This is a genomic window from Mesorhizobium sp. B2-8-1, assembly GCF_006440955.1.
GTDB lineage: Bacteria > Pseudomonadota > Alphaproteobacteria > Rhizobiales > Rhizobiaceae > Mesorhizobium.
The window spans coordinates 93,814-112,973 of record NZ_VFTX01000012.1 but is presented as its reverse complement, the minus strand read 5'-3'; the positions used below and the strand labels follow the sequence as shown (position 1 = coordinate 112,973).

The window sequence follows — 19,160 nt, the reverse complement described above, 5'->3', positions numbered from 1 at the left end:
GTTCGATAAATTATGACCTAAATTATGGTCACAAAGGATCGAGCCATGAATGTTTCCATCGCCGAGGCCAAGGCCAAATTGTCGGAACTCGTCAGCCGCGCGGAAGCCGGTGAAGAGATTGTACTCACGCGCCACGGCAAGGTGGCTGCGCGTATCGTGCCTCCGGCAGCGGCGGAACCCTTGCCGCGTATCGGCGCGTTGAAAGGCAAGATCTGGATTGCGGACGATTTTGACGAACTCGGCCCCGAATGGGACGAGTACGTCAAATGATGATCGGCCCGTTTCTCGCCGATACACATATCATCCTTTGGTCGATTTCGGACGATCGACGTCTCAGCAAGCACTACCGCGCCATCCTGGCTTCGGAAGCGGTGGTGTTCGCCAGCGCGGCAAGCGTCTGGGAAATTGCCATCAAGCGCTCAATCAGAAAACTCGATGCGCCGGATGATCTGCCAACACTGCTTCCAAGGATGCAATTTCAGCCGCTCGCCGTCACCTTCCAGCATGCGAACGCTGTCGCTGGCCTACCCCACCACCATGGCGATCCATTCGACAGACTACTGATTGCGCAGGCGCAAATGGACAAACTAACCATCATGACATCCGACCCGCATTTCGCCCGCTACGACGTCGCCCTGACATAAGCAGTGCTCTCACAAACCCAGCCGTCCAACCTCCTCCTGCCTCAGCTTCAAATCATAATCGAGCAGGAACTCGTCGAGTTGCGGCGGCGCGACCGACGTGCCGGACAGCATCGCGTGCACCTGGCCGCGATGGTGGATGTCATGCAGGAAAACATGGGCGAGGATATCGCCGATCTTTTCCGGGATCATGCCGTCTCCACGCCGGTCAGTGATGACATGGCGGTCGAGGTCGGCTTCCAACAAGGCATCGCAGAAGGTGATCAGCCTGCGGTCGAACTTGATCTGGGCCACTGACAAATCGGCTGCGTTATCGAACGGCACGAAATCATCGTACACCGCGGCGCCGATACCGCCCTGCTCCAGAAAATCGAGATAGAGAAGATCGACCGCAAGGATGTGGTTGAGCGTCGCCCTTATCGACGGGAAGAAGCTGATGCGATTGGCTTCGAATTCACCAGGCCCCAGCATAAGCACGGCGCGGTAGAGCCGGTCGTTCGACCAGCGGTTGTTGCGGGCCATTCGGCGCAGATGATCAAGCAGGTTCATCCTTCAACTTCTTGCGCTCTCACCCTTCATATTTCTCGACCGTCTGCTCGATGGCGCCGAAGATCGAATGCCCGGCCTTGTCCTTCATCTCTATGCGCACCGTGTCGCCGAAACGCAGAAACGGCGTCTTCGGCTCGCCGCTCTCGATGGTCTCGATCATGCGCAGTTCAGCGATGCAGGAATAGCCAGCGCCGCCGGCCGAGACAGGCTTGCCAGGCTCACCGCCGAGCTTGTTGGAGACGGTGCCGGAGCCGATGATGGTGCCGGCCGCCAGCGGCCGTGTTTTCGCCGCGTGCACGATGAGCGCGGGGAAATCGAACGTCATGTCGACGCCGGCATTCGCCCGGCCGAAAGGTTTGCCGTTGAGGTCGGCAAGCAGCGGCAGGCTGACCTTGCCGCCATCCCAGGCCTCGCCCAACTCGTCCGGCGTCACCGCGACCGGCGAGAAGGCCGAGGACGGCTTGGATTGAAAGAAGCCGAACCCCTTGGCGAGTTCCGGTCCGGTAATGGCACGCAGCGTCACGTCGTTGACCAGCATCACTAGGCGAATCGCCTCCCACGCTTTTTCAAGGCCAGCGCCCATCGGCACATCATCGACAACGACCGCGACTTCCGCCTCCATGTCGATGCCAAAGGCCTCGTCGGCCGTGCGGATCGGGTCTCGCGGCGGGATGAAGCTGTCGGAGCCGCCCTGATAGATCAGCGGGTCGGTCCAGAAGCTTGCCGGCATTTCGGCGCCGCGTGCTTTTCGCACCAGCTCGACATGGTTCACATAGGCCGAACCGTCAGCCCATTGATAGGCGCGCGGCAGCGGCGAATGGGCATTATGTTCGTGAAAGCGCGCCGACGGCACCGCATTGCTCTCGAGCGACTCCGCCATTGCGGCCAAATGCGGCGAAATCCGCCGCCAATCGTCGAGCGCCGCCTGCAGCGTCGGCACCAGGAAGGAGGCGTCGGTGAAGCGTGTAAGATCGCGCGAGACGACGACGAGCTTTCCGTCGCGCGTCCCGTTCTTCAATGTAGCAAGCTTCATGCGGTTTCCTCTCCTGACGCGGCCTTGCGCCGCTTGGCCCACAACAAAGCTGTTATGGGCGATCGTCAAGCCGCCGGCTCAACTTTCCTGAAGGCAGTTTTCCGACGGCAGCGATCCATTCAGGACCAATCGCCCTCGGGCGTGCCATTGAAGCGCTTCTTCAGATCGGCCCAGCAGTCGATGTAATTGTCCTGCCTGGTGTCGAGTTCGGCAGCGTAGCGGGTCAGCATCTGCGGGAACCGGGTCTCGAACATGAAGGCCATGGTGTTGTCGAGCTTGACGGGCTTCAGATCCGCGCGCGAGGCCTTTTCGAAGCCAGGTGCATCCGGGCCATGGGCCAGCATCAGATTGTGCAGACTGATGCCGCCGGGAACGAACCCTTCTTCCTTGGCGTCGTACTGGCCGTGAATCAGCCCCATGAACTCGCTCATGATGTTGCGGTGATACCAGGGCGGGCGGAACGTATCCTCCGCCACCAGCCAGCGCGGCGGAAAGATGACGAAATCGATGTTGGCGGTGCCCTCCTCGCCGCTCGGCGCCGTCAGCACCGTGAAAATCGACGGATCGGGGTGGTCAAAGAGGATCGCACCAACCGGCGAAAACGCCGCCAGATCATATTTATAGGGTGCATAGTTGCCGTGCCACGCCACAACATCGAGGGGCGAATGGCCGATTTCCGTGACATGAAAATGTCCGCACCATTTGACGATCAGCCGGCAGTGCGTCTCCTTCTCCTCAAACCAGGCGCAGGGCGTCTTGAAATCGCGCGGATTGGCCAGGCAGTTGGCGCCGATCGGGCCGCGGTCGGGCATCGTCAGCTTGGCGCCGTAGTTCTCGCAGACATAGCCGCGCACTTCGGCATCGACCAGTTCGACCTTGAACACGAGACCGCGCGGCAGGACCGCGATCTCGCCGGGCCTGAGCTCGATGACTCCCATCTCGGTGACGAAGCGCAAGGCGCCCACCTGCGGCACCACCAGCAACTCGCCGTCGGCGTTGAAGAAATGGTCGTCGACCATCGACCTGTTGGCGACATAGACATGCGCCGCCATGCCGGTCTGCCCAAGCACGTCGCCGGCGGTGGTGATCGTGCGCATGCCGGCGATGAAGTCGGTCGGCTCCTTCGGCATCGGCACCGGGCTCCAGCGATACTGGCCGAGCGCCAGCTCATGATCGCCGACATTGGGCGCACTTTTCCAGAAGGGATAGCTCACCGACTTGAAGCGCCCGGTATGTCTGACGCTCGGCCTGATGCGGTAAAGCCAGGAGCGCTCATTGGTGCCGCGCGGCGCGGTGAAGGGCGAACCGGAGAGCTGCTCGGCATAGAGGCCGTAGGCCGGCCGCTGCGGTGAATTACGCCCGTGCGGCAGCGAACCCGGCAGGCTTTCGGTTTCGAAATCGTTACCGAAACCCGGCATGTAGGAAAAGGCCATCGCTTCCTCCTCGCGAATGCTTGACCAAATTGGTTTCATTTGTAACCATCCAAAATGTAACTATCAATGCCGTGCGCGGGCATTTCTCGATGGCTGGTCATGGAATCCGAAATCCTGGAACTCGAAAGCTTTCTGCCCTACCGGCTGTATCGGCTGGCCGATGCGCTGAGCCGCGAATTCTCTCGGATCTACAAGGAGCGTCACGGCCTCACACGGCCGGAATGGCGTACGCTTTCGGGGCTTGGCCAGCGCGGCACAATGACCGCGACGGAACTCGGCGCGCAGTCGGCGATGCACAAGACAAAGGTTTCGCGTGCCGTGGCGGAGCTTGAGCGTCGCCGCTGGCTCATCCGAACCACTGACGAGAACGATCGCCGCGTCGAGCACCTGGCGCTGACCAGAGCCGGACTTGCGGCCTATAGCGAGATGGTGCCACTGGCGAAGGCTTTCGAACAGGAGCTGCTGGCCCAGCTGAGCGCCGACCAGCAAGCCTCCATCGTCAAAGGCGTTGCGTCATTGGAAAGCGCGTTGGGTCTGAGACAGCGGCTATCGGCAGATAGAATATGAGACGGTGGCTCGACGCGACAGCGCCTTGAAGCAGAGACTGTCTGGCGGTCATTTTCGATCGCTGCTTGCTCGGTGGCGGATTTTCAGTGCTGTATGTCAGCCAGTGATCATCGACGGGCGAATTGGGGGAAGAATGAAGTCGCTGCTCGCGAGGCCGGTGGCCGTGGTCGTCTTGCTGTTTGCCAGAGCCATCACCGCTGTGCGGCCGTTTTGGCATGAAGGCAGATTGCCTCGGCGTCGCTCGATCTTCTTTGCCAATCATTCCAGCCATGGCGATTTCATCTTGATCTGGGCTGTTCTGCCGCCGCGCCTGCGGCGGCGGGTGCGTCCCGTAGCGGGTGCCGACTACTGGCTGAAATCAAAAGTCCGAGCCTTCATCGGCCGTGACGTTTTCAATGCCGTCCTGATCGAGCGCAATCGCGATGGACGCACGCTGGATCCTGTCGAAAGCATGGGAGAGGCGATGAGGGAAGGCTCTTCGCTCATTCTCTTCCCGGAAGGCACGCGCAACCAATCCGACGCGTCCTTGCAGCCATTCAAGTCCGGGCTGTTCCATTTGGCGGCATCGCACCCGGATTTCGAGTTGGTGCCGGTATGGATCGCCAATCTCAACCGGGTGATGCCGAAAGGGGAATTCGTGCCTATCCCGCTGATCTGCACCGTGACGTTCGGCGAGGCAATGCACCTGGCTGACGGCGAGAGCAAGGATATGTTCCTCGAGCGGGCACGTGGGGCGCTGCTGGCGCTGGCACCGAAAAAGGCAGCGGAATGAGCTCAACCCAATTCGATATGATGGTTCTCGTGCTCGGCGTCTGCGGGATCCTGCTCGTGGCCTCTTTCGTGGGGCATATCCTGGAGCGACGGCTGTCGCCGGAAGGCTCCAACCCAGCCATCGAGAACCTCAACGCCCGTATCAATGCCTGGTGGGTAATGGCGATCCTCATCGCCATAGCATTCATCGCCGGGCGGATCGGCGTCCTGCTTCTCTTCGGCTTCTGTTCCTTCGCGGCACTTCGCGAATTCGTGACGCTGACCAATACCCGGCGTGCCGACCACTGGGCGCTGGCCACGGCGTTTTTCGTCGTGCTGCCGGTACAGTATGTGCTGCTCTGGATCGAGGACTACGAGATCTTTTCTGTTTTCATCCCGGTCTACGCCTTCCTGTTGATGCCCATCATCTCGGCCATACGGGGCGACACCCAGCACTTCCTCGTTCGAATTGCCGAGGTGCAATGGGCGCTGATGATCTGCGTTTTCTGCGCCTCCCACGTCCCGGCTCTTCTGACGTTGCATATTCCCGGCTACGAGGGTCGCAATGTGCTTCTGATAGCCTTCCTTGTCATCGTCGTGCAATTGAGCGACGTACTGCAATACATCTGGGGAAAGGCGATCGGGCATACGAAGATCGCACCAAAGCTTTCGCCGTCCAAGACGCTTGAAGGTTTCCTCGGCGGCGTTGCAAGCGCCAGCCTCATCGGCGCTGGCCTGTGGTGGATCACGCCGTTCTCTCCGCTTCAGGCGGGCGCGATGGCCTTCCTGATCACGCTGATGGGTTTTTTCGGCGGCCTTGTGATGTCCGCCATCAAACGTGACCGCGGCGTGAAGGATTGGGGCCATCTGATCGACGGCCATGGCGGCCTGATAGATCGGCTGGATTCGGTGGTTTTCTCCGCTCCGATCTTCTTCCATCTCACTCGTTATTTCTGGTCACCGGGATGAGGCAGTGATGAACACGGGCGATCGCAGACCACTTGCAAGCCGCGACACGCGCTGGGCACAAGCGACGGCCAGACGTCTCGCCGCACTCTCCGTGACCCCCAACCAGATTTCGCAGGCCAGTATCCTCGCCGGCGCGCTGGCAGGCACGGCCTTCTGGCTTGGCGGGCAGAGCGGCGGCACTTCTCGTTTGCTGCTGTTGCTGGGCGCGGCGCTGTTTTGCCAACTGCGGCTGCTGTGCAATCTGTTCGATGGCATGGTCGCCGTCGAGGGCGGCAAGGCGTCGGCCGACGGGCCGTTCTGGAACGAGTTCCCGGACAGGCTCGCCGATATCGCCATCATGGCCGGCATAGGTTACGGCATCGGCATGCCTGGCCTTGGCTGGGCAGCGGCCTGTTTTTCGGTTCTCACCGCCTATGTGCGGGAATTGGGGCGGGCCAACGAGACGCCGAGTGATTTCACCGGACCGATGGCCAAGCCACATCGCATGGCAGTAGCAACCGTCGCGGCACTGCTATCTACCGGAGAATTCCTTTGGAATGGCCACAACGAAGTCTTGACGCTTGCGCTCGCCGCCATTGCCATCGGCGCCGCCGCAACTGCGTTGCGGCGCGCCTGGCGACAGGTGCGATGGCTGAAAACCAGGCGACCCTAGCATCGCCTGCCTCGAAGCCTGAGACTCCCGGCGCATCGATTACCAGTCCATCACCACCTTGCCCGAACTGCCGCTGCGCATCGCGTCGAATCCAACCTGGAAATCATCGATGCCGATGCGGTGCGTGATCAGGCCTGAGACGTCGAGCGGGCCCTGGACCAGCGCGATCATCTTGTACCAGGTCTCGAACATCTCGCGGCCATAGATGCCCTTGAGATGCAGCATCTTGAAGATGACCTTGTTCCAGTCGATCTCGAACCCGGTCGGCGCAATGCCGAGGATGGCGATCTTGCCGCCATTGTTCATGGTGTCGATCATGTCGCGGAAGGCGGGGGCTGCCCCCGACATTTCCAGGCCGACATCAAAACCCTCCGTCATGCCGAGCGCCGGCATCACGTCGCTCAGTTTTTCCTTGGAGGCGTCGACGACGTGCTGGACGCCAAGCTTGCGCGCAAGATCCAGCCGAACCGGATTGATATCGGTGATAACGACCTTCCTGGCGCCGACGCATTGCGCCACCAGCGCGCCCATGATGCCGATCGGTCCGGCGCCGGTGACCAGCACGTCCTCGCCGACCAGATCGAATGACAATGCGGTGTGAACCGCATTGCCCAGGGGATCGAAGATCGCGGCGATCTCGTCCGGCACATCGTCGGGGATCGGCACGACATTGTGCTGTGGGATCGCCAGGTACTCGCCGAAGGCGCCCGGGCGATTGACGCCGACGCCGAGCGTGTTGCGGCACAGATGCCCCCTGCCCGCGCGGCAGTTGCGGCAATGTCCGCAGACGATGTGGCCTTCGCCCGACACGCGTTGGCCGACCTTGTATTCGGTGACCGCGGCGCCGAAATCCGCGACGGTGCCGACGAATTCATGGCCGGTCACCATCGGCACGGGCACCGTCTTCTGCGCCCACTGGTCCCAATTGTAGATGTGGACGTCGGTGCCGCAAATCGCGGTCTTCTTCACCTTGATCAGGACGTCGTTGGGGCCGATTTCCGGCACCGGCACCTCTTCCATCCAGATGCCCGGCTCGGCCTTGGCCTTCACCAGCGCCTTCATCATGTTCGACATTCTTTTGTCCCTTGAATCTCTTGATCCGGAAGCGGTTTGCGGCGCCGGTCGCTCAGGAAATCACACCTAGTTCCTTGCCAACCGCACCGAAAGCCTCGACCGCCCGATCAATGTCGGCGCTGGAATGCGCAGCCGACATCTGCGTGCGGATGCGCGCCTGGCCCTTGGGCACCACCGGGAAGGAGAAGCCGATGACATAGATGCCGCGTTGCAGCATGCGCGCCGCCATCTCCTGCGCCAAGCTGGCATCGCCCAGCATGACCGGGATGATCGGATGGCCGGCGCCTGCCAGCGTGAAGCCGAGCTTCCCCATCTGTGTCCGAAACCGTTCCGCATTGGCATATAGGCGCTCGCGCAGGGCATCGCCATTGCGGATCATGTCGAACACTCTGATCGAGGCGCCGGCGATCGCCGGCATCAGCGTGTTGGAAAACAGATAGGGCCGCGAGCGCTGGCGCAGCCAGTCGACCACCTGTTTCTTGCCGGACGTGTAGCCGCCGGAAGCGCCGCCCAGCGCCTTGCCGAGCGTACCGGTGATGATGTCGACCCTGCCCTCGACGCCGCAATGCTCAGCCGAGCCGCGGCCGTTCCTGCCGACGAAGCCGACCGCGTGACTGTCGTCGACCATGACCATGGCATCGTATTTTTCGGCCAGATCGCACACACCCGCGAGATTGGCGATGATGCCATCCATCGAGAACACGCCGTCGGTGGCGATCAGCCGGAACCGGCAATCCTTCGCCTCCTTCAGCCGCGCCTCGAGATCCGCCATATCGTTGTTCGCGTAGCGGAAGCGCTTGGTCTTGGACAGCCTGACCCCGTCGATGATGGAGGCGTGGTTCAGCGCATCGGAGATGATGGCGTCCTCCTCGCCCAGAAGCGTCTCGAACAGTCCACCATTGGCATCGAAGCAGGAGCCGTAGAGGATGGTGTCGTCCATCCCGAGGAAGGACGATATCGTCGCTTCCAACTGCTTGTGCTCCTCCTGCGTGCCGCAGATGAAACGCACCGAAGCCATGCCGTAGCCGTAGCGGTCGAGCGCGTGCTTTGCCGCCTCGCGCAGGTCGGGGCTGTCGGCGAGGCCGAGATAGTTGTTGGCGCAGAAATTCAGCACCTTCTCGCCGCCGACATCGATCTCAGCCGACTGCGTGGAGGAAATCACCCGCTCGGACTTGTACAGTCCGGCCGATCTGAGCCCCTCAAGTTCACCGTCGATATGGGAGAGAAATGCTGCGGTCATGATCGTGCCTCGTTTGACGTGGGCCGACTGTCGTCCCGCACGCACAAAAAATCCACCGCAAAAGCGACCGGATCAGGTGGCTGGGTAATGTCGAACGGATGCCGCAGGCATGGCTCGAGAGACGATCCGGATCACGTGGGGCCGGCGAATGTTCAAATGCGGACCGGCCGCGAAAGAGGCCGATAACCATTTCGCGATCTTTAAGCCTTTCCCCTTGTCGGCCAGCTGTCGATTTCCAGTCCTGTTAATGTTTGCAGTTCAATGATGCTCATACAGGAATCCGTTGGCGAGAGGGCCGCCCCCCAAGATGTCGCAGCAGCCGGTGCAAACCGTTTCAGGCAAGCTCATACTGCTGATCAAGGCTGGTTACTGGCTGGCGCTGCTGATCATCGCCGCCATGGTGGTGGCTTCCTTCATCCTGCTGCAGCAGGTGATGGCCACCCAACGGCACAACCATACGCTGCTCGATATCGTCAGCACGCAAAAGACGCTGTCGCAGCGCATCGTCTTCCTCGCCGGTGCGACCGGTGCTGCTTCGCGCGACAAGCAGCCGGCGCTCGTCAACGCGCTCAAGCAGGCGACGGCGGAGTTCGAAACCAACTATGACCTGCTGCTCAAGCAGACGGCCGCCGATCCAAAGTCGCCGGCCAGGCTCGATCCGAAGACGATCGAGAACGTCCTTTTCGGCAAGCCTTTTCATCTCGACTATTTTTCCGTCGGGCTGGTCGCCAATGGCGAACGCCTGGTATCGGCCTTCTCGTCCCAACTCGCACTCGGCGACAATGGAGGCTACAAGGGCGGTTACGAACGCGTCACCCTCGACGCCTCGGTCGCCAACGCAACATTGTCGGGCTATTCGGCGCTGGGCCAGCGCATCAGCGCTTTCGCCGACGAACGATCCGAAAAGATGCTCGATCTGCACCGCACGCTGTTTTACGCCACGATCGGCGTCATCGTTCTGGTGGCGCTGTTCATCTTCCGGCCCATGTCAAACGCGATCCTGCGCAAGACGCGCGAACTCGTCGATGCGCGCAATTCGATGGCCTTCATCGCCGTTCATGACGGGCTGACAGGTCTGCACAACCGCACATTCCTGACCGACCATTTCGACACGCTGATCAAGAGCGCGCATCGTCGGCGCGAACGTCTTGCGGTGGTGCAGCTTGATCTCGACCGGTTCAAGCAGATCAACGACACGCTCGGCCACGCCGCCGGCGACTATGTGCTGGTCATCACGGCCCAGCGCATGCGCGATTCCTGTCGGGCGTCGGATCTGTGCGTGCGCCTCGGTGGCGACGAGTTCGTGATGATCCTCAACGGCGCCGGCGGCAGCGAAGACATCAACATGCTGGCACGGCGCATTCTTGCGCACATCAACGAGCCGATCGTCTTCCAGGGCACGACCATTCTACCGGGCGCCAGCGGCGGCATCGCCGTCTATCCGATCGACGCCGACAACGCCCAGGACCTGCTGGTTCACGCCGATCTGGCGCTTTACTCCGCCAAGAAGATGGGCGGCGGCAATTTCTCGTTCTTCTCCGAGGAATTGCGTCGCGAACTCGATTATCGCAAGCAACTCGAGCACGACATCAAGGTTGCCATTTCACAGCAGGCATTCCAGGTCTATTTCCAGCCGCAGGTTTCACTGAGCGACGGCACGATCAGTGGCATCGAGGCGCTGGTGCGCTGGAACCATGCCGAGCGCGGCATGATCTCGCCTGGCGAATTCATTCCCGTCGCCGAGAAATGCGGTTTCATGCCTGATATCGGCCGCATCGTCATCAGCAAGGCGATCAACGAAGCCGCCGAATGGAACCGCGACGGCATTGCTTTCGGACGACTTGCGGTCAACGTATCCGGAACCGAATTGCGCGAGCACGACTTCGATGCTTTCCTGTTCGAGACGCTTGAGAAGGCCGGCCTGCCGCCGCAGAAACTGTCGCTGGAAATCGTCGAATCCGTCATTCTCGATGACGAGAAGACAGGCATCGCGGCAAAGCTACGCCATATCAGGGCCGCCGGCGTCCATCTTGAGCTCGACGATTTCGGCACTGGCTACGCGTCGCTCAGCCACGTCAATCCCAACGAGATCGACCGGCTGAAGATCGATCGCCGCTTCGTCCAGAACATCCATGAGAACGGTGACAACTCCAAGATCGTGCGCGCCATCACCGAGCTCGCGCGCGGCCTTGGTATCTCGATCGTCGCGGAGGGCGCCGAGACCGAAGCCGAACTCGATTCACTGATGGCCATCGGATGCGACCAGGTGCAGGGCTACTCCATCGCCTTCCCGATGCCGCAGGACAAAGCCCGTGACTGGCTGAGCGCCCGCATGCCGAAGAAGGCTAGGCTAACGGTGCTGCAGGGAAGCCTGGCGTAGGCAGCCCTCACCCGCGCTTGACAACTCATCACCGAAATGGCGCCCTGTGACGATCGCAAACGGGTAGTCCCGATGCCGCTTCTGCTTGCTTTGCTGACCATGCTCGCCGCATTTCCCGCTTATGCAGCGGATCGCACCATCTATCTGACTTTCGATGACGGACCGCTGAACGGCACCAGCAACATCCTCGACGTGCTGGAAGCGCAGCAGGTGCCGGCGACGTTGTTCATGGTCGGCATGCATGCGCAGGCGAGCGCGGGCAACAAGGCATTAGTCAGACGCGCAAAAGCTCTGCCGCTGGTGACGGTCGGAAATCACAGCTACAGCCACGCCAACAACCGCTACCAACATTTCTATGCCGATACGGAAGGCGTGGTGGCAGACATGCTGCGGGCCAACGCCGTGCTCGGGCTCGCTCCGGCGGTTCATGCGAGGCTGCCTGGGCGCGACGTGTTCAGACTGCCCTCAATGTCGAAGAACGACACCTCGCTCGGCCTTGCGCAGGAAGGCCGGGAGGAGCCGGACTACGAATTCGTCGCCGCTTCCGGCTTCTATCTCTATGGCTGGGACCATGAGTGGGTGCATGACGACACAGGCAAGCCGGTGCAGAGCGTCGACCACCTGGTCAGCGAGATCGATCACCTGTTCGGCTATGGCCGCTTCGTCAAGCACGGAAAGATGATCCTGCTCATGCATGACGAGATGTTCCAGGACGGCTTCGACGGCAAGACGAAACTGGCCATGCTGATTACCGCGCTGAAGCAGCGCGGCTATGCCTTTGGGACAATCCAGAGTTATGACGACTGAGGCGGTGATCCGGCTTTCCTACAGCGCGTAGTGTCGAAGAGATTCACGCGGCGCGCCTTGGACATCGTCAGCTTTCCACGTTGGCCCGCAAGGTCGCCAGCACTTGCGCAAACTCCGCCAGCCTGTCGTCTGACAGGCCCACGCGCAGCCGCTTGTCGAAGGCAAGCGCCGCCTTGCGCAGTGTCTCGAACATCGCTTCTCCGGCCTCTGTCAATTCGACCAGATGGACCCGGCGGTTGACGGGATCGCGGCGGCGCGTCAGCAATCCTTGCGCCTCCATCGCGTTTAGATGATGGGTGAGCGTCGCTCCCTGTATGCCGATCATTCCGGCAAGCTCACGCTGGTTGGCAAGCTTGCTCGATTTGACCGACAGCAGAGTAAGCCAGACGGGCAATGTGCCGCCGGCTTCAACCAAAGCGGTGTCGAAGGCCTGTGCAACAAGCTTGGCGGTGCGGCCGAGATTCATGCCGACCGGCGGGCGTTCAAAGGGCGTCATGGCAAGACACTAGACGGTGTTTTCCACGGATGGAACTGGCACTCATTTATACATTGACATCTAACAGTTAGATGTCTAACTATTTGGACGACGGCGGGCAAGAGAGGAGAGCTAGTATGCAATATGTCTACATCATCACCATCGGTCTTCACGTCATGGCGGGGGTGTTCTGGGCCGGCACCACCATCACGCTGGCGCGCGACCCCGAGATCCGGGCTGAACGCTTCATTGGACCGCAAATGGGCGCGGCCGGCATGGTGTTTCTCACCGGTGCGCTGCTCTGGTATTTTTTCCATGGTGCCTATTTCGGCTCGATGGAAATGGTGCTGGCCCTCGGCATCGTTGCCGCTTTCGCCGCGGCTGGAGTGCTCAGCACCATGGTCCGCCGCACCAGCACGCAGCTTGCTGGCGCCGACGCGGCCACCGAACCTGCCCTGCGCGCGAAGATGGCCCAAGGCGAGCGAATCGCCGCCTGGCTGCTGGTTCTCACCGTGCTCTGCATGGCCACCGCCAGAATGTTCTGATCACGGATCGTACGGTGCCGGCGCAAGCAGGCGGCGTACGCGGCGCGCAACGAACCAAGGCAGCAGATGGCTCTCCTTGCGGAGGTTCCGTTGCGCGCCTCCTCGAAATTGTTAGCGACAGCAGCCTTTCAAATCCTTAGCCCGAACCGGATGCCGTCATAGATGGCGGCGTGGATGTTGCGCGAGGCGACGGCATCGCCGATGCGGAACAGCACGAAAGATCCTTGCGGATTGCGCTCGGGAAAAATGTCGCCGCCACTCACCAGCCGCTCATAGTCTATGGCGCCGCCGTTCGTCGCCAATGGCTTCAGCGAGAGATAAAGGTCGTCTAGCGGCGCCGTGCCATGCTCGACCACCACCTGGTCGACCCGCCGCTCGCCGCGCCAGCCGTCGGCGAAATCGGAGGCAAGCTCGGCAACCAGTTGATTGCCCTCGCGGCGCACCGAGCGCAGCCTTGTGTTGATAGTGATGGTGACCCCCTTCTCCTGGAAGGCGCGCATGTAGGGTACGTGGTTCATGCCGCCCATTTCCGGCGCGAAGAATCGCTCCGGCGAAACCAGTTCCAGCTTCGAACCGGCGGCCGCGACGAGTTCCGCAGCGCCCATTCCCTGATGGCCGCCATTGTCGTCATAGAGCAGCACGTTTTCAGCCGGCTTGACGCTGCCAGCCATGATGTCCCAGCTCGATGTGACAAGAGTGTCGCCCGCCATCAGCGGCGGATTCTGCGGCAGTCCGCCGGTGGCGATCACCACGACATCGGGCGACAACGCCAGAACGTCGTCCTTCTCGGCCCAACTGTCGTAGCGGATCTCGACGCCGAGCCGGTCGAGTTCGGCCAACCGCCAGTCGACGATGCCGATCAATTCCTTGCGGCGCGGGTTCTGCGTCGCCAGCCTGACCTGCCCGCCGGCCTGGCCCGATGCCTCCAGCACCGTCACCTGATGGCCGCGCTCCGCGGCCACGCGCGCTATTTCCAGTCCGCCTGCACCAGCGCCGATGACGACGACTTTTCGCTTTGGTCCCTCGGCCTTGGTGATGATATGCGGAATGTCCGCCTCGCGGCCGGTCGCCGCATTGTGGACGCAGAGCGCCTCGCCGCCTTCGTAGATGCGGTCGAGGCAGTAGGTGGCTCCGACACACGGGCGGATTTCGTGCTCGCGCCCTTCCATCACTTTGCGGACGATGTGCGGATCGGCGATGTGGGCGCGGGTCATGCCGACCATGTCGAGCTTGCCGGCGGCGATGGCGTGGCGCGCAGTTGCGACGTCGGAAATTCGCGCCGCGTGGAAGGTCGGGAATTTCGTCGCCGCCCTCACCTCGCCGGCGAAGTCGAGATGCGGCGATGAGCGCATGCCGGTCACCGGAATGACCTTGGTCAGTGCCGCGTCGGTCTCGATCGAGCCCCGGATGATGTTGAGGAAATCGACCTTGCCTGATGAGGCAAGCCGCCTGGCGATCTCGACGCCCTCCTCTTTCGACAGGCCTTGCGAAAAATCCTCGTCGGCGACCATGCGTATGCCGACGACGAATTTTTCGCCGACGGCCGCCCGCACGGCGTCGAGCACCATGTCGGTGAACCGCAGCCGGTTGTCGAGCGAGCCGCCGAACTCGTCCTCCCGATGGTTGGTGGACGGAGACCAGAAGCCGTCCATCAGATGGCCGTAAGCCTCGAATTCGATGCCGTCGAGACCGGCGGCCTGGCAGCGCTGGGCCGCGGAAGCATAGTCGGAAACGATGCGTTCGATATCCCAATCCTCGATGGTCTTGGGAAAGGCGCGATGCGCCGGCTCCCGCACCGGCGAAGCCGACAGGACGGGCAGCCAGTCGGCCTTGTTCCAACCGGTTCGACGGCCGAGATGGGTGATCTGGATCATCACCTTGCAGTCATGCTCGTGGCAGGCGTCGGTCAGTTCCGCGAGCCATGGCACGATCCCGTCATCATAGAGATGCAAATTGCCGAAAGCGGCCGGGCTGTCGCGTGAAACGATGGCCGAGCCGGCGGTCATTGTCAGCGCCATGCCGCCCTTGGCCTTCTCCGTGTGGTAGAGCCGGTACCGCGCCTTGGGCATGCCGTCTTCCGAATAGGCAGGCTCGTGGCTGGTCGACATCACCCGGTTCTTCAACGTCAGATGCTTGAGCTGATAGGGCTGGAGAAGCGGATCGTTGCTGGTCATCGTCTTCCTGCGGTTTCAAATTGTGTTATTGAGCGGCCAGATGCGCCGCCCCTGAGTGGATTGCGGCGTTTATTCCAATCTTCGTTCGCGCCGACCGCCATGGAAGCGTGCTTCCGGCGACAGGCAGACAAGGAGCCGTCCATGATCGATACCAAAACCCTCACCCAGCTCGGCGCGCATGTCGAGACGCCACAGAGCCCGGAAGCGGCGGTCCTGGAAACCGTGCCGTTTTCGCGCGGCGACGGCCCGCCGGCCATCGTGCGCTTCACCTGCCCGGAATTCACCTCGCTGTGCCCGGTCACCGGCCAGCCTGATTTCGCCCACATCGTCATCGACTACGCACCCGACGCTGCTCTGGTGGAATCGAAGTCGCTCAAGCTGTTCATGACCTCGTTTCGCAATCATGGTGCTTTCCATGAGGATTGCACCGTCATGATCGGCCGCCGCATCGTGGCGGCAACGAGCCCGCTATGGTTGCGCATCGGCGGCTATTGGTATCCACGCGGCGGCATTCCGATCGACGTGTTCTGGCAGACGGGCGCGCCGCCGGAAGGCGCCTGGCTGCCCGAGACCGGAGTGGCGCCCTATCGCGGGCGAGGCTAGCTCGAACCATCATTCGCATTGGTACTGGCTGAGCGCCCATTCGCCGGTCACCGATAGCAGGTCCGATATCTTCCATTCGCCGTCGACCCTTTTGAACTTCCACTCAAGGCGGTGCGGGTTGCCGGCGACGACGAAGGCGACGATGACCTTGGCCTGGTCGCCATTGATCGCCTCGAGCGTCTTCAGGCTCTTGTCGATCTCGCCCTTGTCATAGTCGGCATTGTCGAGCGCCATGTTGGGGTCGAGGCACTCGCCCTGCCCGGATTTGCGCAGCGCATCGCTCTTGTCGAGCACCGTTTTCGCCGGATCGACGAAATGGCGGCGCTGCGACGGATCGACCTCCAAGCCGACCTGGTCGTAGAATGGCCGGACCACCGCTGTCGGCGAGCCCGGCTGAATTGGGGCGGCAGGTTCGCTCGGCGAGGCAGCCGGTGGTGTTGCCGGCTCGGCGGCTGCGCGAGGTGCAGGCGCTGGCGGCGACCCGTTGTCGTCGGGCGCGGTGGCCGCCGGAGCGTTTGCCGGCGGCGCGCCGAGCAGCCCCTGCGCGGCGGCGCCACCCAAGTCCGCCGCCATCATGCACACGGCCGACAGCGCCAGAAACCGGCGGCGGGCCATCGGATCACTCCGGATCTTGGCCCGCCAGGCATTCGAGCTGGCTCAGCGTCCAGTCGCTGGTCTTCGATGCGATGTCCGATATCCTCCACTTGCCGTCGATCTTCTTCAGCGACCAATGCATTTCGCGTTGTGCATCGTCTCCTTCCGGAAAGAGGCTGAAGCTCGCCACCACCTGGGCAGTATCGCCATCCACCATCTCGGACACTTTCAGGGTCTTGGAGACGGTCTTCTGGTCGAAATCCTGCGCATCGAGGCCCGGATCGAAATCGATGCAGGCGACCTGGTCCGGATTCTTCCTCGTTGCCTGATCGTTGAGGTCGAACAGTCTCGTCACCGGCTCGGTGAAGCGATCCCGGTATTTTGCGTCGGCCTCGAACTTGACATCCGGAACATAGAAGAACTTCACGGCGTCCGACGCCGGACCGGCCAGGGCGACAGCGGGAAAGGCCGTCGCAAGGGCGGCAAGGAGCACTGTCAGTCTCATGCAGAATCTCCGGCTTTTGATGGCTTGGCGCAATCCAGTAGCACGCATCCTGCATATCGGCTTTTTTGCGGCTCATGAAGCCCGCGGCCGCGTCGCGGCCGATGCAGGTCATCCGACAGTCGTGCGTGCCAAGACTGCGATCAGAGACCAAGCGCCACCTTGCGGCCATCATGGATGGCAAAAGCCGCCTGCCTTGAGGCGGTGCAATCACCAATCGACGTGTGGGCAATTTTGCGCCTGTCGAGTTCGACGGAAAGCATGTCGGCTGCCATATTCGTCGTGGCGAAGACCAGCGCATCGGCTTCGACGTCCTGCTCGGTTCCGTCGAGCAGGGAAGCGACCCTGGCCGCCTTGCCGTCCCAATGAACGATGGCGCTCTCGGTCAGAAACCGCACCCGCAGCCTGACGAGTGCGCGGCGCAGCGGCGCGTCGACGGCCATTCGCTGAAGCTCTTTGCCAACCAGGGCGTCAGGTGTCACAAGCGTCACATTGTGACCGTCCTCGGCGAGTTTCCAGGCGGTGCCGCACCCTTTCCAATTGCCGCCATCGTCGAGCAAGATAACATTTTTGCCTGGTCTCGCCTCACGGGCCATCACGGCTTCGGCCGAGAGAACCAGCCCGCCGCCCGGGATGCTTTCCCACTGCGGCAATGCCCGTTGGAAAGCGCCGTCTGACGGCATCGAGCCGGTTGCGATGATGACGTGGTCCGCGCCTTCGCGCTCGACATCCTCCGCCTCGACATATTGTCCGTACCGGACGTCGACCTGAAGCTGGCTGAGCTGGCGCTGGTACCAGTCGATCAGATCCAGAATCTGGGCGCGGCGCGGTTGCAGCCCCGCAAGGCGGAACTGCCCCCCAAGACGGTCGGAAGCCTCGGCCAGCGTGACACGGTGACCGCGTTCGGCTGCTACACGCGCCGCTTCGAGGCCGGCGGGACCGCCGCCGACGACCAGTACGCGCTTGGGTTGGCTAGCCGGGGCAAAGCGATCTCCGCCCCATTCCCATTCCCGCCCCGCTGAAGGATTGATGACGCAGCTGATCCAGTAGTCGCGGCTGCGTCGGCCCCAGCACATCTGGTTGCAGGACAGGCAACCGCGAATGTCTTCCGGCCGTCCGGCGGCGGCCTTTGCAGCCAGGTGCGGATCGGCGATCTGCCCCCGCACGATGGAAACCAGATCAGCGTGGCCTTCGCTCAGCACACTTTCGGCATTCTGCGGCGTACGGATGTGACTCTCGGCGGTGACCAACGCGTGGCGCACGGTGGATTTGAGCACGGACGCTAGGTCGGCGCCGAGCTTTTCCGGATAAACAAAGGTCGGGATGATTTTGTAGAAATCGAAGTAGGAGCCCGTTCCACAAGTCACATAATCCATCAAAGAATCGCGGTCATGGAGGTCGATTATCTCGGCCAATGCTTCGCGCTTCAGCGCCACTTCGACTTCCGGTTCGTCGTTGACCGCAAGGCCGATGATGAAATCATCGCCGCATTCCCGGCGAATTCTGCTCATCACCTCACGGCTCATCCGGGTGCGATTTTGAAGGCTGCCGCCCCACCGGTCGTCGCGGCGATTCGACCAGGGCGTCCAGAACTGGTCCAGCATCGAATGATACGCCGCCCAGACCTCGACGCCGTCGAAACCGGCCTCGCGGCAACGGCGCGCCGCCTGCACGAAACCGTCGATCGTTTCTTCGATCTCGGCTTCGGACATTCGATGCGAACCGTCAGAGTCGTGATAACTCGGCAGTCCGGAAGGGGACCAGCCGGCATGGAACGAGTTGTCCGCGTCCGCGTGCTGACCGACATGATAGAGCTGCTGGATGGCGACGGCGCCGTTGCCGCGGATCGCTTCCGTCACTTTGCGGAAATGGGGGATCACGCTCTCGTCGGAAGGACGGAAGTTGCCGCGGGTAAGAACCGCGGCCCGGTGCACCGGCATCGGCTCGACGACGATCATGCCCGCGCCGCCGATAGCGCGTTCGGCATAATAGCCGACATGCCGTTCTGTCGGCAGTCCCTCTACTGCCATGTTCGCGGTATGGGCTCCGAACACGATCCTGTTGCGTAAGGTCTTGCCGCGCAGAGCAATCGGCGTGAACAACCGGTTGAAGACCTGCCCAGACATGTACCGCTCCTCAAAAGCCTTAGCGGCAGCACCCGAGCGCCAGCGC

At 61.9% G+C, this 19,160-nt stretch carries 20 protein-coding genes; 10 read left to right on the top strand and 10 right to left on the bottom strand.

From position 1 onward, the window contains the following. Positions 1-45: 45 nt before the first annotated feature. Together FJ428_RS26285 and FJ428_RS26280 are read left to right on the top strand one after the other, a co-directional pair. Entirely contained in the window at positions 46-270 is a 225-nt protein-coding gene (locus FJ428_RS26285; protein ID WP_023813589.1) for a type II toxin-antitoxin system prevent-host-death family antitoxin, read from the top strand. Then, positions 267-644, top strand: a complete 378-nt coding sequence (locus FJ428_RS26280) for a type II toxin-antitoxin system VapC family toxin (RefSeq protein WP_140494162.1) — start codon at positions 267-269, stop codon at positions 642-644. Before FJ428_RS26285 ends, FJ428_RS26280 begins: the two co-directional genes overlap by 4 nt. A gap of 9 nt (positions 645-653) precedes the next feature. Here FJ428_RS26280 and FJ428_RS26275 read toward each other — a convergent pair whose 3' ends face one another. The 3 genes from FJ428_RS26275 to hmgA all read right to left on the bottom strand — a co-directional run bounded on the left by FJ428_RS26275 (position 654) and on the right by hmgA (position 3,656). Further along, positions 654-1,190, bottom strand: a complete 537-nt coding sequence (locus FJ428_RS26275) for a DinB family protein (RefSeq protein WP_140494164.1) — start codon at positions 1,188-1,190, stop codon at positions 654-656. 19 nt (positions 1,191-1,209) lie between these two features. Next, a complete protein-coding gene (locus FJ428_RS26270; protein WP_140670060.1) occupies positions 1,210-2,223 on the bottom strand; it encodes a fumarylacetoacetate hydrolase family protein in 1,014 nt (337 codons plus the stop codon). Between the two features lie 119 nt (positions 2,224-2,342). Further along, entirely contained in the window at positions 2,343-3,656 is a 1,314-nt protein-coding gene (hmgA, locus tag FJ428_RS26265) for a homogentisate 1,2-dioxygenase (RefSeq protein WP_140880482.1), read from the bottom strand. A 99-nt stretch (positions 3,657-3,755) separates the two neighbouring features. Here hmgA and FJ428_RS26260 point away from each other — a divergent pair, with 99 nt between their 5' ends. The 4 genes from FJ428_RS26260 (at position 3,756) to FJ428_RS26245 (ending at position 6,594) form a co-directional block, all read left to right on the top strand. Next, positions 3,756-4,223: a MarR family transcriptional regulator gene (locus FJ428_RS26260; protein ID WP_140650046.1), complete on the top strand. Its 468-nt coding sequence runs from the start codon at positions 3,756-3,758 to the stop codon at positions 4,221-4,223. A 133-nt stretch (positions 4,224-4,356) separates the two neighbouring features. Beyond that, positions 4,357-4,995: a lysophospholipid acyltransferase family protein gene (locus FJ428_RS26255; RefSeq protein WP_140624625.1), complete on the top strand. Its 639-nt coding sequence runs from the start codon at positions 4,357-4,359 to the stop codon at positions 4,993-4,995. Continuing rightward, complete coding sequence (locus FJ428_RS26250; RefSeq protein WP_140624624.1) at positions 4,992-5,942, top strand: phosphatidate cytidylyltransferase; 951 nt, start codon at positions 4,992-4,994, stop codon at positions 5,940-5,942. Before FJ428_RS26255 ends, FJ428_RS26250 begins: the two co-directional genes overlap by 4 nt. Before the next feature lie 4 nt (positions 5,943-5,946). Further along, positions 5,947-6,594: a CDP-alcohol phosphatidyltransferase family protein gene (locus FJ428_RS26245; RefSeq protein WP_181167398.1), complete on the top strand. Its 648-nt coding sequence runs from the start codon at positions 5,947-5,949 to the stop codon at positions 6,592-6,594. 39 nt (positions 6,595-6,633) lie between these two features. On the opposite strand, the gene tdh is transcribed toward FJ428_RS26245, so the two are convergent. Then, positions 6,634-7,668: an L-threonine 3-dehydrogenase gene (gene tdh, locus FJ428_RS26240; protein ID WP_140494176.1), complete on the bottom strand. Its 1,035-nt coding sequence runs from the start codon at positions 7,666-7,668 to the stop codon at positions 6,634-6,636. Positions 7,669-7,720: 52 nt separating this feature from the next. Further along, positions 7,721-8,908 (bottom strand): glycine C-acetyltransferase, encoded by a 1,188-nt coding sequence (locus FJ428_RS26235; protein WP_140521700.1) that lies wholly within the window; start codon positions 8,906-8,908, stop codon positions 7,721-7,723. A gap of 307 nt (positions 8,909-9,215) precedes the next feature. Between FJ428_RS26235 and FJ428_RS26230 the strand changes: the two genes are divergently transcribed. Continuing rightward, complete coding sequence (locus FJ428_RS26230) at positions 9,216-11,288, top strand: EAL domain-containing protein (RefSeq protein ID WP_140494180.1); 2,073 nt, start codon at positions 9,216-9,218, stop codon at positions 11,286-11,288. A 72-nt stretch (positions 11,289-11,360) separates the two neighbouring features. Next, entirely contained in the window at positions 11,361-12,095 is a 735-nt protein-coding gene (locus FJ428_RS26225) for a polysaccharide deacetylase family protein (protein WP_140685765.1), read from the top strand. Positions 12,096-12,162: 67 nt separating this feature from the next. Here FJ428_RS26225 and FJ428_RS26220 read toward each other — a convergent pair whose 3' ends face one another. Beyond that, on the bottom strand, positions 12,163-12,591 hold the full coding sequence (locus FJ428_RS26220) for a MarR family winged helix-turn-helix transcriptional regulator (protein ID WP_140494184.1): 429 nt from the start codon (positions 12,589-12,591) through the stop codon (positions 12,163-12,165). A gap of 116 nt (positions 12,592-12,707) precedes the next feature. Here FJ428_RS26220 and FJ428_RS26215 point away from each other — a divergent pair, with 116 nt between their 5' ends. Continuing rightward, positions 12,708-13,115: a hypothetical protein gene (locus FJ428_RS26215; RefSeq protein ID WP_140521694.1), complete on the top strand. Its 408-nt coding sequence runs from the start codon at positions 12,708-12,710 to the stop codon at positions 13,113-13,115. A 128-nt stretch (positions 13,116-13,243) separates the two neighbouring features. On the opposite strand, the gene FJ428_RS26210 is transcribed toward FJ428_RS26215, so the two are convergent. Beyond that, positions 13,244-15,289 carry an NADH:flavin oxidoreductase gene (locus FJ428_RS26210; RefSeq protein WP_140880481.1) on the bottom strand — a complete coding sequence of 682 codons (2,046 nt, stop codon included), beginning with the start codon at positions 15,287-15,289 and terminating at the stop codon, positions 13,244-13,246. Positions 15,290-15,430: 141 nt separating this feature from the next. On the opposite strand from FJ428_RS26210, the gene queF reads away from it, so the two are divergent. Further along, complete coding sequence (gene queF / locus FJ428_RS26205) at positions 15,431-15,892, top strand: preQ(1) synthase (RefSeq protein WP_140515582.1); 462 nt, start codon at positions 15,431-15,433, stop codon at positions 15,890-15,892. 9 nt (positions 15,893-15,901) lie between these two features. On the opposite strand, the gene FJ428_RS26200 is transcribed toward queF, so the two are convergent. From FJ428_RS26200 to FJ428_RS26190, 3 genes are all read right to left on the bottom strand, one after another. After that, positions 15,902-16,507, bottom strand: coding sequence for a hypothetical protein (locus tag FJ428_RS26200; RefSeq protein WP_140656180.1), 606 nt, complete (start codon positions 16,505-16,507; stop codon positions 15,902-15,904). A 4-nt stretch (positions 16,508-16,511) separates the two neighbouring features. Continuing rightward, on the bottom strand, positions 16,512-16,991 hold the full coding sequence (locus FJ428_RS26195; RefSeq protein ID WP_140565146.1) for a DUF3828 domain-containing protein: 480 nt from the start codon (positions 16,989-16,991) through the stop codon (positions 16,512-16,514). A 140-nt stretch (positions 16,992-17,131) separates the two neighbouring features. After that, positions 17,132-19,114: an FAD-dependent oxidoreductase gene (locus tag FJ428_RS26190; RefSeq protein WP_140880480.1), complete on the bottom strand. Its 1,983-nt coding sequence runs from the start codon at positions 19,112-19,114 to the stop codon at positions 17,132-17,134. Between the last annotated feature and the right edge of the window lie 46 nt (positions 19,115-19,160).